Genomic DNA, 14559 nt, shown 5'->3' with positions numbered 1-14559 from the left:
CCCCCTCCTGCCGATGGCTGACAACCCCGTCCGACATGACGCCCGCTTCGAGGTAACGGCGGATGAGTCTGAGCACCTGTTTGTCTTCGACATGGCGCTCAACACAGAACATCAGGATGTCGTGGTTGACCCGATCAAAGAACTTCTCCAGATCGAGTTCCACGCAACACCTATGACCCGCCGCCACATGGGTGCGGGCCATCTCGACAGCCTGGTGAGCGCTTCTGCCCGGACGGAAGCCGTAGCTATAGTCCGAGAACAGCGGATCGAAGATCGGCGTGAGCTGTTGCAGCAGGGCTTGCTGGATCAGGCGATCCACGACACTGGGAATGCCCAGTTGCCGCATACCGCCCTGCGGTTTGGGAATTTCGACCGCCCGCACTGCCTGGGGATGGTATTCACCTGCCAGCAGCCTGACCTTCAGGATGGGCCAATACTGTTTCACGTAGCCTGCCAAGTCGGCGACCGTCATGCCATCGGCACCCGGCGCCCCCTTGTTGCTGACCACGCGCTGATACGCACGCTTGAGATTCGCCGGTGCAAGCACCCGCTCCATCAGCGTGTCCGGCTCCGCGTTCATCCACGTCACCGACGCCGCCGATACCTCTGCGCTGTCAGGCGTCATCCTCGGCCTCTGGCCGGGACTCGGGGTGACAGTCTTCTCTTGGAGAAATTTCTGCATTTCGGTTATCGACGAGACGCTGACGCCTACTGGCGGCATGACCTGTTCGGCCCTTGATGGCGTGGTTGACCGCCACTTACTACGGCCTCGGCTGACTTCTGCACGCCCATCCCGTCGCCTCTCGACAATCGGTAGCACAATGGCAAGCGTACAGATCTCCCAGGGTAATTCGCGCGACCTTCCTGCTTATGCCTGTCGGATCTACGTCGCAGCGTTCCGTGCAAGTATCGGGCTTTGGCGATTATGGCCACCTCACCCCGCTGCGCCGCCTCATCCGCTTCCTGTTCGTCAGGCCAGCATTTTGCCTCGGGCTTCCTTCAGATTCGCAGTCGCCCGCGACACCCTTGCCTTCAGCTAACACTTCCCCTTGCCGGGTGTGTAGAGGACTTTCACCTCCAAGTCGCCAGGCTCACCACCACAGTGAACCCGACAGCGCCAGTCACGGCGCTACGCGCCATGCCTGGCGCACCATAAAAAAAGGCCACCCTAGGGTGGCCTTAAATTTTAGGAAGAGAGGTACAGCTTAGCCGGCTGCCACCGGACGCATGTAGGAGATCGGTGCGGTCTGCGGGTCATCGAAGGTCACCAGTTCCCACGCATCCTTTTGTTCCATCAGGGTGCGCAGCAAACGGTTGTTCAACGCGTGGCCGGATTTATAGCCGCGGAATTCGCCGATCAGACTGGTGCCCAGCAAGTACAGATCACCAATGGCATCGAGAATCTTGTGCTTCACGAATTCGTCCTCGTAACGCAGGCCGTCTTCGTTGAGCACACTGGTTTCGTCCACCACGATTGCGTTCTCAACGCTGCCGCCAAGTGCCAGGTTGTGCGAGCGCAGGAACTCGATGTCGCGCATGAACCCGAAGGTACGTGCACGGCTGACTTCCTTGACGAAGGAAGTGCTCGAGAAATCCACACTGGCAGTCTGGGTGCGGCCTTTGAAAACCGGATGGTCGAAATCGATCTCGAAACTCACCTTGAAGCCGTCGAAAGGCAGGAAGGTAGCGCGCTTGTCACCTTCCTCGACTGTCACTTCACGCTTGATGCGGATGAACTTCTTGTGGGCGTCCTGCTCCTGCAGGCCGGCGGATTGAATCAGGAATACGAAAGGTCCAGCGCTACCATCCATGATCGGCACTTCCGACGCTGAGAGTTCGACGTAGGCGTTGTCGATCCCCAGGCCAGCCATTGCCGACAGCAAATGCTCCACTGTGTCGACCTTGACGTCACCATTGACCAATGTCGTGGACATGGTGGTTTCGCCAACGTTCTCGGCCCGCGCAGGAATCTCCACAGGCGGGTTAAGGTCGGTGCGACAGAACACGATTCCGGTATCCACCGGTGCCGGTTTCAGGGTGAGATAAACCTTCTCTCCCGAATGCAAGCCGACGCCGGTGGCGCGAATGATGTTCTTCAGGGTGCGTTGTCTGATCATGGCCTTTTGCTTCGCTTTAGCGCTAGTTGCGAATAGTTTTCAACAATTGGCGGCGATAATAGCAGAAGCCAACTTTGCTGAACACCAATCACAACGATACTCCTGATAAATTCAATCAATCGGCCTGACGACGCAGAAACGCGGGAATGTCCAGATAATCCAGATCTTCCTGCGGATTCAGCTTGGCTGCGGTGGCAGCTGCATGCGCCTGATTACGCATGACAGTCGGACGCTCGAGGTCACGATAATTGACCGCGGCCTGCTCATGCTGACGCGGTGCCGGAGCGGCGGAAGCGGCAACAGAGGTCTGCACGGTGTTGTCGACGACCTTGACCGGCTTTTCATTGCGCGGACCGAGCCCGGTAGCGACCACGGTGACATGCAGCTCATCTGCCATATCCGGATCGATCACGGCACCAACCTTGACGGTGGCCTCATCGGACGCGAAGGCCTCGATGATTTCGCCCACGGCAGCGTACTCGCCGAGCGAAAGGTCCAGACCAGCAGTGATGTTGACCAGAATGCCACGTGCGCCTTGCAGGTTGACGTCTTCCAGCAGCGGGTTGCGAATGGCAGCCTCGGTGGCTTCGCGAGCACGGTTCGGACCGGTGGCGCAACCAGTGCCCATCATCGCCATACCCATCTCGCCCATAACGGTCTTGACGTCGGCGAAGTCGACGTTCATCAGGCCCGGACGCTGCATGATGTCGGAGATGCCACGGACCGCACCGGCCAGTACGTCATCAGCCTTGGCGAAAGCGGCCAGCAGGCTGGCGTCCTTGCCTAGGATGGTCAGCAACTTCTCGTTGGGGATAGTGATCAGCGAATCGACGCAATCGGACAGCGCACGGATACCTTCGTCGGCCACCTGCATGCGACGACGACCCTCGAAGGGGAACGGACGGGTGACCACGGCGACGGTAAGGATGCCCATTTCCTTGGCTACCGAAGCGATGATCGGCGCAGCGCCGGTACCGGTGCCGCCGCCCATGCCGGTGGTGATGAACACCATGTCCGCACCTTCCAGTACTTCGGCGATGCGCTCACGATCTTCCATCGCCGCCTGGCGACCGATGTCCGGATTGGTACCGGCACCCAGACCTTTGGTGATGGCCGAGCCGAGCTGCAGCACGGTGCGTGCTTCAACTTTCTTCAGCGCCTGGGCGTCAGTGTTGGCGCAGATGAATTCGACGCCTTCGACGTTATTGCGAACCATGTGGTTCACGGCATTGCCGCCACCGCCACCGACACCGATGACCTTGATGACTGCACTTTGCGGGGTATGATCTACGAGTTCGAACATTTCCCTCTCTCCTTCCAGCTTTCTAGTTTTGGTTGTTACAGCGCACTGCTTAAAAATTGCCCTGGATCCAGCCCTTGAGCCGGTCCAGAACAGACGTCTTTGATTCGTCGGCGAAATTGCCGATGCCAGACACGGGAATGCCGTCGGCCTGCTTTTGCAGTCCGTACAGCAACAGGCCCACGCCCGTTGAATAGATGGGGTTGCGTACTACGTCGCTCAGTCCCTTGACGCTGTGCGGCACGCCCAGGCGCACCGGCATGTGAAAGATTTCCTCGGCCAGGTCGACGGCTCCTTCCATCTTCGCTGTACCGCCTGTGAGAACGATCCCGGCCGGGATCAGATCCTCGTATCCGCTACGACGCAGCTCGGCCTGGATCAGGGTGAACAGCTCGTCATAGCGCGGTTCGACCACCTCTGCCAGAGCCTGCCGCGAGAGTTCGCGCGGTGGGCGATCGCCGACGCTGGGAACCTTGATGGTCTCACCTGCACCGGCCAGCTTGGCCAACGCGCAAGCATAACGAATCTTGATCTCTTCGGCATACTGGGTCGGCGTGCGCAATGCCATGGCGATGTCGTTGGTGACCTGATCGCCGGCGATCGGGATGACCGCGGTATGACGAATCGCGCCTTCGGTGAAAATGCAGATGTCGGTGGTGCCGCCGCCGATGTCCACCAGGCAGACGCCCAGCTCCTTTTCATCGTCGGTCAGTACCGCGTGTGCAGAGGCCAGTTGCTCCAGGATGATGTCATCCACTTCCAGGCCGCAGCGACGCACGCACTTCTCGACATTCTGCGCCGCATTCACCGCGCAGGTGACCACATGGACCTTGGCCTCAAGGCGCACGCCGGACATGCCCAGCGGTTCGCGCACACCTTCCTGGTTGTCGATCACGTAATCCTGCGGCAGCGTGTGCAGCACGCGCTGGTCCGCCGGAATGGCCACAGCCTGGGCGGCGTCAAGTACCCGCTCCAGGTCCGCGGCGCTGACTTCACGGTCGCGGATCGCGACGATGCCATGGGAGTTCAGGCTGCGAATGTGGTTGCCCGCCAGGCCGACGAAGGCCGAATGGATGCGGCAGCCAGCCATCAGCTGAGCTTCTTCGATAGCGCGCTGAACCGACTGCACGGTGGATTCGATATTGACCACCACGCCCTTCTTCAACCCGCGCGAAGGATGGGTACCGATTCCCACGATTTCCAGCTCACCATCGGCAGTCACCTCACCCACCAGCGCCACCACCTTGGAGGTGCCGATGTCCAGGCCGACGATCATCTTGCCGCTTTGCACGCTCGACATGTGTTTCATTCCTCAATTCTTCGCAGCGACGGTCGTATCCGTCACAGTCGGGACCGGCTCATGCCAGGCGACGGCCAGGCCGTTCGCATAGCGCAGATCGATCCGTGCGATCTTCTCGCTTTCCTGCTCCAGCGCCTTTTGATAGATGGCGGTGAAGCGACGCATTTTTTCTACAACCTGGTCCCGCCCCAGCAGCAACTCGACGCCCTGGTTGGTGGTCAGAAACCAGCTTCCACGCTCGCGCAGCTCCAGACGGGAAATGGAGAATCCCAGCGGGCGCAGCATCTGGCTGAGCATCTGGTATTGCTGCATGACACGCTGTTGGGCCCGCTTCGGACCATATAAATGTGGCAAGTGTTCATATCGGGTCAGGTCATCCGGCGAGAAAGCCTGCCCTTTATTGTTAAGCAATGCTTCGCCCCCCCAGCGGGCAATCGGCAATTGCTCATCCAGCCGCACCATCACCTGGTCCGGCCAGACGCGGCGGACTTCGACATGGGCGATCCACGGCATCTGTTCCAGTTGGTGGCGCATGCCGTTCAGATCAACCTTGAAGAAGCTCTGCTCGACGAAAGGCGCTATACGCTGCTGGACCGCCTCGCGACTCACATAGCCCAATTCGCCCTGCACACTGACCTTGGCGATCGGCCGATCGGCATAGGGCAGCAGCCGCTCGCCCAGCTCGTAAAGCCCGACCGCCAACCCGACCAGTAGCACCGGCCAGACGAAACGCTTCAGCCCGGCGAGGCTCGGCTTCGGCAGGCGCTGCGACAGCGGCTGCGGTTGCACCAGGCGGCTCGCACCCCGTTGCGCCGGCTTGCGCGAGGCGCGGCCGCTTCCGGGTTGCGAATGGCGCAGCGTGGCGATCATGGCTAGCTCCCCGCCTCGAGGCTGTCATCGAGAATGCTCAGGACCAGTTGCTGGAAATCCAGACCGGCAGCACGCGCCGCCATGGGCACCAGGCTGTGATCGGTCATTCCCGGCACGGTGTTCACTTCAAGCAGCCAGAAATCGCCATTACCGTCCTGCATCACGTCAACCCGGGCCCAGCCGCGGATACCCACCGCTTCGCAGGCACGTGCCGACAGCGTCTTCAGTTCCTGTTCGCGCACCGCGTCGAGGCCACAGGGAATGCGGTACTGGGTATCGGAAGCCAGGTACTTGGCGTCGTAGTCGTAGAAGGTGTGCGGCGTGCCCAGGCCAATCGGTGGCAGTACCTGGCCGTGCAGCACCGCCACGGTGAATTCCGGGCCTTGTATCCACTGCTCGACGAGTACTTGCGAGTCGTAGCTGCTGGCGGCACGCCAGGCTTCGATCAGCTCGGTGAGCCCACCGACCTTGGCCATGCCGATGCTAGAGCCTTCGTGGGCCGGTTTGACGATCAGCGGAAAACCCAGGGTTTCCGCTGCAGCCTTGCAATCGGCCTCCGTAGCCAGCACGGCATGCTGCGGCGTCGGCAAGCCAAGGCTCTGCCACACCTGCTTGGTGCGGAGTTTGTCCATGGCCAGGGCCGAAGCCAGAATGCCGCTGCCGGTGTAGGGGATACCGGCGCATTCCAACAGTCCCTGCATGCTGCCGTCTTCGCCACCACGACCATGCAGGACGATGAAGGCACGATCGATGCGCTCGTTGCTCAGGCGTTGCAGCAGGTCATCGCCGGCATCGATGCCGAACGCATCCACACCGGCCTCCTGCAACGCGGCGAGTACCGCCGCGCCGGATTTCAGGGACACTTCGCGTTCGGCACTCTTGCCACCGAAGAGCACGGCGACACGACCAAACGCCTTGGGGTCGCGAGTCGAATGCAGGGTCGTCATTTGGATTTCCTCGCGGCGCCATCGCCACCGAACAGCGGACTCTTGAGCAGTTGCGGCGCCAGGCCACCGATATCACCGGCTCCTTGGCAAAGCAGAATGTCGCCGGCACGCAGCAGCGGCTTGACCAAGGGAGCGAGGTCGACGCCACGCTCGACGTAGATCGGGTCCAGCTGGCCGCGCTGGCGGATGCTGTGGCACAACTGCCGGCTGTCGGCGCCGGGGATCGGCTCCTCACCAGCCGGATAGACTTCCATCAGCAGCAACACGTTGGACTCGCCGAGCACCTGCACGAAGTCGTCGTAGAGGTCGCGGGTGCGGCTGTAGCGATGGGGCTGATAGACCATGACCAGGCGCCGCTCCGGCCAGCCACCGCGGACTGCCTTGATCACTGCGGCGACTTCGCGCGGATGATGACCGTAGTCGTCGACCAGCATCACGCTGCCGTCCTCGACCGGTAGATCGCCATAGACTTGAAAGCGGCGGCCGACGCCTGCGAACTCCGCGAGGCCCTGGACGATGGCTTCGTCGTCGATACCTTCATCGGTAGCAATGGCGATGGTGGCCAGGGCGTTCAGCACGTTGTGGTTGCCCGGCATGTTCACTGACACATCCAGCGGCTCACAACCATCGCGCAGCACCGTGAAGAAGGTACGCATGCCTTCCTGACGGACATTGGTGGCGCGCACGTCGGCGTCTTCGCTGAAACCGTAGGTCGTGATCGGCCGGCCGATCTGCGGAATGATCTCGCGAACGAACGGGTCGTCGACGCAGAGCACTGCCAGGCCGTAGAACGGCAGGTTGTGCAGGAACTCGACGAAGGTTTTCTTCAGCTTGCCGAAGTCGCCGCCATAGGTGCTCATGTGGTCGGCATCGATATTGGTGACCACCGCGACCATCGGCTGCAGGTGCAGGAAGCTGGCATCGCTTTCGTCGGCCTCGGCGATCAGATAACGGCTGCTGCCGAGCTGCGCGTTGGTACCGGCCGCAGTGAGTCGGCCACCGATGACGAAAGTCGGATCGAGCCCGCCGGCGGCAAAAACCGAAGCCAGCAGACTGGTAGTAGTGGTCTTGCCATGGGTACCGGCGACAGCAATACCGTGCCGGTAGCGCATCAGCTCGGCAAGCATCTCGGCACGTGGAACCACTGGAATACGTTGTTCGAGCGCCAGGGCGACTTCCGGGTTGGCCGAATTGACCGCGCTGGACACCACCAGCACGTCGGCGCCGGCAACATTGCCGGCCTGATGACCGATGAAAATCTGCGCACCGAAGCTCTGCAGCCGATCGGTACTGGCGGATTCCTTGAGGTCCGAGCCCGACACCTCGTAGCCGAGATTGAGCAGCACCTCGGCGATGCCGCACATGCCGACCCCGCCAATACCCACGAAGTGAATGCGACGAATGCGCCGCATACGGCGGACTTCGGCTTTTACCGCGGCGGGAGATTTAGCCACGGGCCACCTCCAGACAGATATCGACCACGCTGCGGGTGGCGTCGGGCCGGGCCAGACGGCGCGCGATGGCGCCCATGGCCTTGAGTTTTTCCGGCTGCATCATTACCTCGGTCAGCTGAGCGGCAAGCACGGCCGCATCAGTCTTGGCTTGCGGCAGAAGGACGGCAGCGCCCTCCTTCGCCAGATATTCGGCATTGCGTGTCTGGTGGTCGTCGATCGCATGGGGCAGCGGCACCAGAAAGGATGGCAACCCAGCGGCGGCAAGCTCGCAAACGGTGAGCGCTCCGGCACGACAGATGACCAGATCGGCCCAGGCGTAGGCCCGCGCCATGTCCTTGATGAAGGGCGCGACTTCCGCCTCGACGCCGACCTCGGCATAACGCTGCGTGGTGATATCGGCGTGCTGCTTGCCGGCCTGATGAAACACCTGCGGCCGCACATCCGCCGGTACCTGGGCGAGCGCGGCGGGCAGCAGTTTGTTCAGCGGTTCGGCACCGAGACTGCCGCCTAGTACCAGGAGGCGCGGGCGACGATGCGCAAGGGCATCGCGGGGCGTCTCGAGGAACAGCTCTTCACGCACCGGATTGCCGGTGGTGCGGCGCTTGGCGCTGGCCTTGAAGGTTTCCGGGAAGGCTTCGCAGACGCGACTGGAAAGCGGCGCGAGGCAACGATTGGCGGTCCCAGCGACGGCGTTCTGTTCGTGAATCACCAGGGGTACCCCGGCCAGCTTGGCAGCCAGTCCGCCCGGACCGGTAACGTAGCCGCCCATCCCCAGCACGCAGACCGGTTGCAGCTCGCGCACGATGCGACGCGCCTGGAACAGCGAGCGAATCAACTGCAGCGGTGCCTTGATCAGCGAAACGATGCCCTTGCCGCGCAATCCGCTGACCTGGATCAGATGCAGCGGCAGGCCAGCGGCGGGTACCAGTTCGTTCTCGATGCCGCGCGGCGTGCCGAGCCAGTGCACGGAGTAGCCGCGGGCCTGGAACTCACGAGCACAGGCGAGCGCCGGGAAAACGTGGCCACCGGTGCCGCCGGCCATGATCAGTACATTAGCGGCCATGGGCGACCTCCTTGGCCGGCGGCTCGGCGAAATCGGCCTCGTCGAACTCGGTGTCCTCGCTGCCCAGCACGGTGCGGCTTTCCCATTCGATGCGCAGCAGCAGCGCCATGCTTGCGCAGGTCACCACCAGCGAGCTGCCGCCATAACTGAGGAACGGCAGCGTCAGGCCCTTGGTTGGCAGCAGACCTACGTTTACTCCCACGTTGATCAGGAACTGTCCCAGCCAGAGGAACGCCATCCCCCAGGCCACATACGCCGCGAAGAACTGCCGGGCCTTCTCTGCCCACAGACCGATATACAGTGCGCGAACACCGACGAAGGCGAACAGCGCGATGGTCGCCAGTGCGCCGACCATGCCCAGCTCTTCGGCCAGTACGGAGAATACGAAGTCCGTATGCGCCTCGGGCAGGTAGAACTGCTTTTGCACGCTATTACCCAGGCCGACGCCGAACCACTCCCCGCGGCCGAAGGCGATGAGCGCCTGGGTCAGCTGGTAGCCGGCGCCGTACTGATCGGCCCAGGGGTCGGTGAAAGTGATCAGGCGCTGCAGACGGTATTCCTGGGTCTGCACCAACACCACCACGGCACCCACCGCGGCGATCACCAGCAGACTGAAGCGGATCATGCCAACACCACCGAGGAACAACATCGCCACTGCGGCGCCCATCATGACCACGGTCGCACCGAAATCGGGCTCCAGCAGCAGCAGGAACGCCATGGGCAGCAGGACTAGGAAGGGTTTGGCAAAGCCCCACATGCTTTCGCGAACTTCCTCTTGCCGGCGCACCAGATAGCCGGCCAGGTAGATCACCACGAAGACTTTCGCCAGCTCGGACGGCTGCACGTTGAAGGCGCCGAAACCGATCCAGCGCATCGAACCGTTCACTTCCCGGCCGATTCCCGGCAGCAGGACCAGGATCAGCAGGCCGAACGCCGCCAGCAGCAGCATCCAGTCCAGACGTTGCCAGACCGACAGCGGTACCAGCAGCATCGCAATTCCCGCGCCGAGGCCCAGCGCCACATAAACCAGATGGCGACTCATGTGATACAGCGGATTGCCGGCATTGACCGCCGCGACTTCGGACGACGCCGAAGTAATCATCACCAGACCCAGGCCAAGCAAAGCCAGACATCCGGCGAGCATGGGGAAGTCAAGATCCAGACCGCGGCGGCCGAACAAGGGCGAAGGTGCATGGCGCAGGAAGGCAAGCATCAGTCGAGCGCCTCCACCGCAGCGGCGAACAGGCGGCCACGCTCTTCGAAATTCTTGAACATGTCCAGACTGGCACAGGCCGGCGACAGCAATACCGCATCGCCCGCTTCGGCACACTCGGCGGCGCGCTGCACGGCTTCGCCCAGTGTTGCGACATGAACCAGGGTGGTGGCATCGGCCAGCGCGTCCGCAAGACGTTGCGCATCACGACCGAGCAGCACCACGGCACGGCAATAGCGTGCAATCGGCGCGCGCAGCGCGGAGAAGTCTGCGCCCTTGCCATCGCCACCGGCGATCAGCACCAGCTTGCCGTCGATATCCGCACCCAGGCCTTCGATCGCAGCCAGCGCGGCACCGACATTGGTGGCCTTGGAATCGTCGTAATAGCTGACGTCGCCACGCTGGCCAACCCACTGGCAGCGATGCGGCAAACCTACGAACTGGCGCAACGTCTCCAGCATCGGCTCGAACGGCAGACCCACCGCGTGCCCCAGCGCCAGCGCTGCCAGAGCATTGGACTGATTGTGCGCACCACGCATCTTCAGCTCGCGAACCGGCATCAGCGCATCGAACTGGAACGCCAGGTACTTCTCGCCTTTTTCCTCGAACAGCCCAAAGCCCTTGAAGTCCGGCTTGCCGAGGCCAAAGGTCCAGGTCGGCAGGTCATCCGCGACCAGCGGACGGCTGAGCCGGTCATCGCGATTGACCACCACCTGACGCGCGCCGCGGAAAATTCGGTGTTTAGCCTGATGATAGGCTGGCAGGCCGCTGTAGCGGTCCATATGGTCTTCGCTGATGTTCAGGCAGGTGGCCACTTCGGCATTTAGCTGCTCGGTGGTCTCCAGCTGAAAGCTGGACAGCTCCAACACATAAAGCTCGACGTCGTCTGCCAACAGATCGAGCGCCGGCGTGCCCAGGTTGCCACCAACTGCCACGGTGCGCCCTGCCGCCACGGCCATCTCGCCGACCAGCGTGGTCACAGTGCTCTTGGCGTTGGAGCCGGTGATCGCAATGATCGGCGCCTTGGCTTCCCGGGCGAACAGCTCGATATCACCGGACAGCTTGACCCCACGCGCCGCCGCTTCCTGCAGCGCCGGCGTACTGATCGCCAGACCCGGGCTTACCAGCAGCTCGCTGGCGGTGCAGAGAAACTCGACGTCCAGCTCGCCACAGCGCACTTGCACGTCTGGATACTCGGCCTTGAGCGTCGCCAACTCCGGCGGGTTCACACGGGTATCAGCGACGGCAAACGGCAGCCCCCGGCGCGCCAGATGGCGAACCAGGGACATGCCGCTCTTGCCGAGGCCGACAACGATGCGGAACTGGTCGGAAGCGATGAGCACTCTTGATTACCTCAGTTTCAGGGTGGCAAGGCCGACGAGCACCAGGATCACAGTGATGATCCAGAAGCGCACGATCACCCGGGGTTCGGGCCAGCCCTTGAGTTCGAAATGGTGATGGATCGGCGCCATGCGAAACACGCGCTTGCCAGTCAGCTTGAAGCTCGCCACCTGGATCATCACCGAGAGGGTTTCCATCACGAACACGCCGCCCATGATGAACAGCACCACTTCCTGGCGAACGATCACGGCGATGGTGCCCAGCGCCGCGCCGAGCGCCAGCGCGCCGACATCGCCCATGAAGACCTGAGCCGGATAGGTGTTGAACCAGAGAAAGCCGAGGCCGGCACCGATCAGCGCGCCGCAGAAGACGATCAGCTCGCCCGCACCCGGCACGTAAGGAATGAGCAGGTACTCGGCAAAATTCACGTTACCGGAGAGGTAGCAGAAGATGCCCAGACCGCCGCCGACCATGACCGTTGGCATGATCGCCAGACCGTCGAGGCCGTCGGTCAGGTTGACTGCGTTGCTCGAGCCGACGATGACGAAGTAGCTCAACACGACAAAACCAATCCCGAGTGGGATCTCGATGTGCTTCAGCAGCGGCAGAATCAGCGTGGTTTCGACCGGTGTCTGCGCAGTCATATAAAGGAAGACCGCGGCGCCGAGGCCAAAGACCGATTGCCAGAAATACTTCCAACGGCTTGGCAAGCCGCGGGAGTTCTTCTCGATCACCTTGCGATAGTCATCGACCCAGCCGATCGCGCCGAACAGCAAGGTCACCGCCAGCACCACCCAGACGTAGCGATTGGACAGATCGGCCCAGAGCAAGGTGCTGATGCTGATGGCGCTGAGGATCAGCGCACCACCCATGGTCGGCGTGCCGGATTTGGACAGGTGCGACTGCGGACCGTCGGTACGCACGGACTGGCCAATCTGGCGCATCTGCAACGTACGGATCAGCCAAGGGCCCATCCACAGCGACAGCACCAGCGCGGTGAGGACGCCGAGAATTCCACGCAGCGACAGGTACTGAAAGACCGCGAAGCCTTTGTGGAACTGTTGCAGATACTCGGCGAGCAGCAGCAGCATCAGTGTTTCTCCATGGATGGCCCAGCGAGCGCATCGACGACTTTGTCCATCGCCGCGCTGCGTGAGCCCTTGATCAGAATGGTGGTACCGCTGCCCTGTTCGGCTCGCAGGCTGTCGATAAGGCTGGCCTGGTCGGCGAAGTGCCGAGCGCCTGGACCGAATGCCTGAATTGCATGGGCCATCAGAGGCCCGACGGCATAAAGCGTGTCGATCTTGCCAGCGGCATAGGCGCCGACGTCGCGATGGCCCTGCTCGGCCCACTCGCCCAGCTCGCCCATATCGCCAAGCACAAGGATTGTGCGACCGGCAAAGCTGGCCAGCACGTCGATGGCGGCGCAGATCGATGCCGGATTGGCGTTGTAGCTGTCGTCGATCAGCCGCACACCATTGGCCAGCATTTGCGCCACGGCTCGGCCTTTGACCGGTTGCAGGCTTTCCAGCCCCGCCACTACGGCCTCGGCCTCGATACCCAGCGCATAGGCTGCCGCGGCTGCCGCCAAGGCGTTGGCCACGTTATGCCGGCCCAGCAGATTGAGCTGGGTGCGAAGATTGCCCAGCGGGCCAGTCAGCACGAAATTCGGGCAGCCACGCTGGTCGTAGGCGATCGACCCGGCGGAGAAATCCACGAGGGGGTCGTCCAAGCCGAACGATACGATGCGCTTGCCCGCAGCGCGCTCGGCCCAGATCGAATAGGCCTTGTCGTCACGGTTGAGCACGGCGGTGCCGGATGCGTTCAGGCCATCGAGAATCTCGCCCTTAGCCTCGACGATCTTGTCCGGGCCACCGAACTCGCCGACGTGGGCGGTGCCCGCATTGGTAATTACGCTGACATCCGGGCGCACCAGATCGACGGTATACGCAATATCGCCGGGCCGCGAAGCGCCGAGTTCGATGACGGCGCTGCGATGACTGGTGCTCAACTCCAACAGCGTCAGTGGCGCACCCAAATCATTGTTGAGGTTGCCGCGAGTGGCCAGTACGGCGTCCTGGCCATGGGCGCTGCGTAGAATGCTGGCGAGCATTTCCTTCACGCTGGTCTTGCCGCTGGAGCCGGTGATGGCTGCGACCGGACCGTTGAATGCGGCGCGATTGAGCGCGCCGAGCTGCCCAAGCGCCAACCGGGTATCGGCAACGACCAGCTGCGGCAGGCCTGCATCTGCAACTTCACGCTCGACCAGTGCTGCAACGGCGCCTTTGGCGGCGACGTCCGCCAGATAGGCATGACCATCGAAGCGTGGCCCGGTCAGCGCGATGAACAGCTGGCCAGGTTCGATGGCCCGACTGTCTGTGCTGACGGCAGTGAAGCTGGCATCCGCTCCGACCAGGCGGCCAGACAGCGGTAGCTGCAATTCGCTCAGGCGCATCGACTCAAGCATTGGCCTTCTCCCAGACGGACAGCGCCCTGCAGGCTTCCTCGAGATCGGAGAACGGCAAGCGTTCGCCGCGAACTTCCTGATAGTCCTCGTGACCTTTGCCGGCCAGCACGACCACATCTTCCGCTCGCGCGGCCGCGATCAGACTGGCGATTGCCTGCGCGCGGCCATGGCTGAAAGTGACCGCTGCAGGATTGCTGAACCCCGAACGGATACCCTCGAGAATCTGTTCAGGCGCCTCATTGCGCGGATTGTCATCGGTGACCACGACGCCGTCGGCCAGCCGCTCCGCGACTTCAGCCATCAGCGGGCGCTTGCCGGTATCACGATCACCGCCGCAACCGAACAGACAAAGCAGCCTGCCGCGCGCGTGTGGACGCAGCGCGGTGAGGACTTTCTCCAGCGCATCGGGGGTATGTGCGTAGTCGACCACGATCAGCGGATGGTCGCCGCCACCCAGCCGCTGCATGCGACCGGCGGGGGCCTGCAG

Annotated in this window: 13 protein-coding genes; all 13 read right to left on the bottom strand. The window is 62.5% G+C overall.

The genetic code is table 11. The features are described from left to right. On the bottom strand, positions 1–721 hold a 721-nt coding region (locus F753_RS29575; protein ID WP_023444296.1), incomplete at its 3' end, for a reverse transcriptase domain-containing protein. A gap of 484 nt (positions 722–1205) precedes the next feature. Next, positions 1206–2117, bottom strand: a complete 912-nt coding sequence (gene lpxC, locus F753_RS29570; RefSeq protein WP_003302766.1) for a UDP-3-O-acyl-N-acetylglucosamine deacetylase — start codon at positions 2115–2117, stop codon at positions 1206–1208. Positions 2118–2232: 115 nt separating this feature from the next. Beyond that, entirely contained in the window at positions 2233–3420 is a 1188-nt protein-coding gene (ftsZ, locus tag F753_RS29565; protein ID WP_014821333.1) for a cell division protein FtsZ, read from the bottom strand. Positions 3421–3469: 49 nt separating this feature from the next. Next, on the bottom strand, positions 3470–4717 hold the full coding sequence (ftsA, locus tag F753_RS29560; protein WP_014821334.1) for a cell division protein FtsA: 1248 nt from the start codon (positions 4715–4717) through the stop codon (positions 3470–3472). A gap of 12 nt (positions 4718–4729) precedes the next feature. After that, the gene (locus F753_RS29555) at positions 4730–5587 is read right to left on the bottom strand and encodes a cell division protein FtsQ/DivIB (RefSeq protein WP_014821335.1); all 858 of its coding nucleotides are present in this window, start codon (positions 5585–5587) and stop codon (positions 4730–4732) included. Between the two features lie 2 nt (positions 5588–5589). Further along, a complete protein-coding gene (locus F753_RS29550) occupies positions 5590–6534 on the bottom strand; it encodes a D-alanine--D-alanine ligase (protein WP_014821336.1) in 945 nt (314 codons plus the stop codon). Further along, positions 6531–7988, bottom strand: a complete 1458-nt coding sequence (gene murC, locus F753_RS29545; protein ID WP_031297283.1) for a UDP-N-acetylmuramate--L-alanine ligase — start codon at positions 7986–7988, stop codon at positions 6531–6533. The genes F753_RS29550 and murC overlap by 4 nt, the downstream gene beginning before the upstream one ends. Further along, on the bottom strand, positions 7981–9051 hold the full coding sequence (murG, locus tag F753_RS29540) for an undecaprenyldiphospho-muramoylpentapeptide beta-N-acetylglucosaminyltransferase (protein WP_023444294.1): 1071 nt from the start codon (positions 9049–9051) through the stop codon (positions 7981–7983). Before murG ends, murC begins: the two co-directional genes overlap by 8 nt. Beyond that, complete coding sequence (gene ftsW, locus F753_RS29535) at positions 9041–10264, bottom strand: putative lipid II flippase FtsW (protein WP_014821339.1); 1224 nt, start codon at positions 10262–10264, stop codon at positions 9041–9043. Before ftsW ends, murG begins: the two co-directional genes overlap by 11 nt. Next, entirely contained in the window at positions 10264–11607 is a 1344-nt protein-coding gene (gene murD / locus F753_RS29530) for a UDP-N-acetylmuramoyl-L-alanine--D-glutamate ligase (RefSeq protein WP_023444293.1), read from the bottom strand. Before murD ends, ftsW begins: the two co-directional genes overlap by 1 nt. A gap of 6 nt (positions 11608–11613) precedes the next feature. Further along, a complete protein-coding gene (gene mraY / locus F753_RS29525; RefSeq protein WP_023444292.1) occupies positions 11614–12696 on the bottom strand; it encodes a phospho-N-acetylmuramoyl-pentapeptide-transferase in 1083 nt (360 codons plus the stop codon). After that, a complete protein-coding gene (locus tag F753_RS29520; protein WP_023444291.1) occupies positions 12696–14072 on the bottom strand; it encodes a UDP-N-acetylmuramoyl-tripeptide--D-alanyl-D-alanine ligase in 1377 nt (458 codons plus the stop codon). The genes mraY and F753_RS29520 overlap by 1 nt, the downstream gene beginning before the upstream one ends. Beyond that, on the bottom strand, positions 14065–14559 hold a 495-nt coding region (locus F753_RS29515), incomplete at its 5' end, for a glutamate ligase domain-containing protein (RefSeq protein ID WP_023444290.1). The genes F753_RS29520 and F753_RS29515, both read right to left, overlap by 8 nt.

It is taken from the genome of Stutzerimonas chloritidismutans AW-1 (assembly GCF_000495915.1).
Classification (GTDB): Bacteria; Pseudomonadota; Gammaproteobacteria; order Pseudomonadales; family Pseudomonadaceae; genus Stutzerimonas; species Stutzerimonas chloritidismutans.
This window is presented reverse-complemented; position numbering and strand designations above follow the sequence as displayed.

Coding starts and splice junctions, on each gene's coding strand:
- F753_RS29520 (WP_023444291.1), bottom strand. CDS start 14,072: ATGCTTGAGTCGATGCGCCTGAGCGAATTGCAGCTACCGCTGTCTGGC.
- F753_RS29550 (WP_014821336.1), bottom strand. CDS start 6,534: ATGACGACCCTGCATTCGACTCGCGACCCCAAGGCGTTTGGTCGTGTC.
- ftsW (WP_014821339.1), bottom strand. CDS start 10,264: ATGCTTGCCTTCCTGCGCCATGCACCTTCGCCCTTGTTCGGCCGCCGC.
- mraY (WP_023444292.1), bottom strand. CDS start 12,696: ATGCTGCTGCTGCTCGCCGAGTATCTGCAACAGTTCCACAAAGGCTTC.
- lpxC (WP_003302766.1), bottom strand. CDS start 2,117: ATGATCAGACAACGCACCCTGAAGAACATCATTCGCGCCACCGGCGTC.
- ftsZ (WP_014821333.1), bottom strand. CDS start 3,420: ATGTTCGAACTCGTAGATCATACCCCGCAAAGTGCAGTCATCAAGGTC.
- ftsA (WP_014821334.1), bottom strand. CDS start 4,717: ATGTCGAGCGTGCAAAGCGGCAAGATGATCGTCGGCCTGGACATCGGC.
- F753_RS29555 (WP_014821335.1), bottom strand. CDS start 5,587: ATGATCGCCACGCTGCGCCATTCGCAACCCGGAAGCGGCCGCGCCTCG.
- murG (WP_023444294.1), bottom strand. CDS start 9,051: ATGGCCGCTAATGTACTGATCATGGCCGGCGGCACCGGTGGCCACGTT.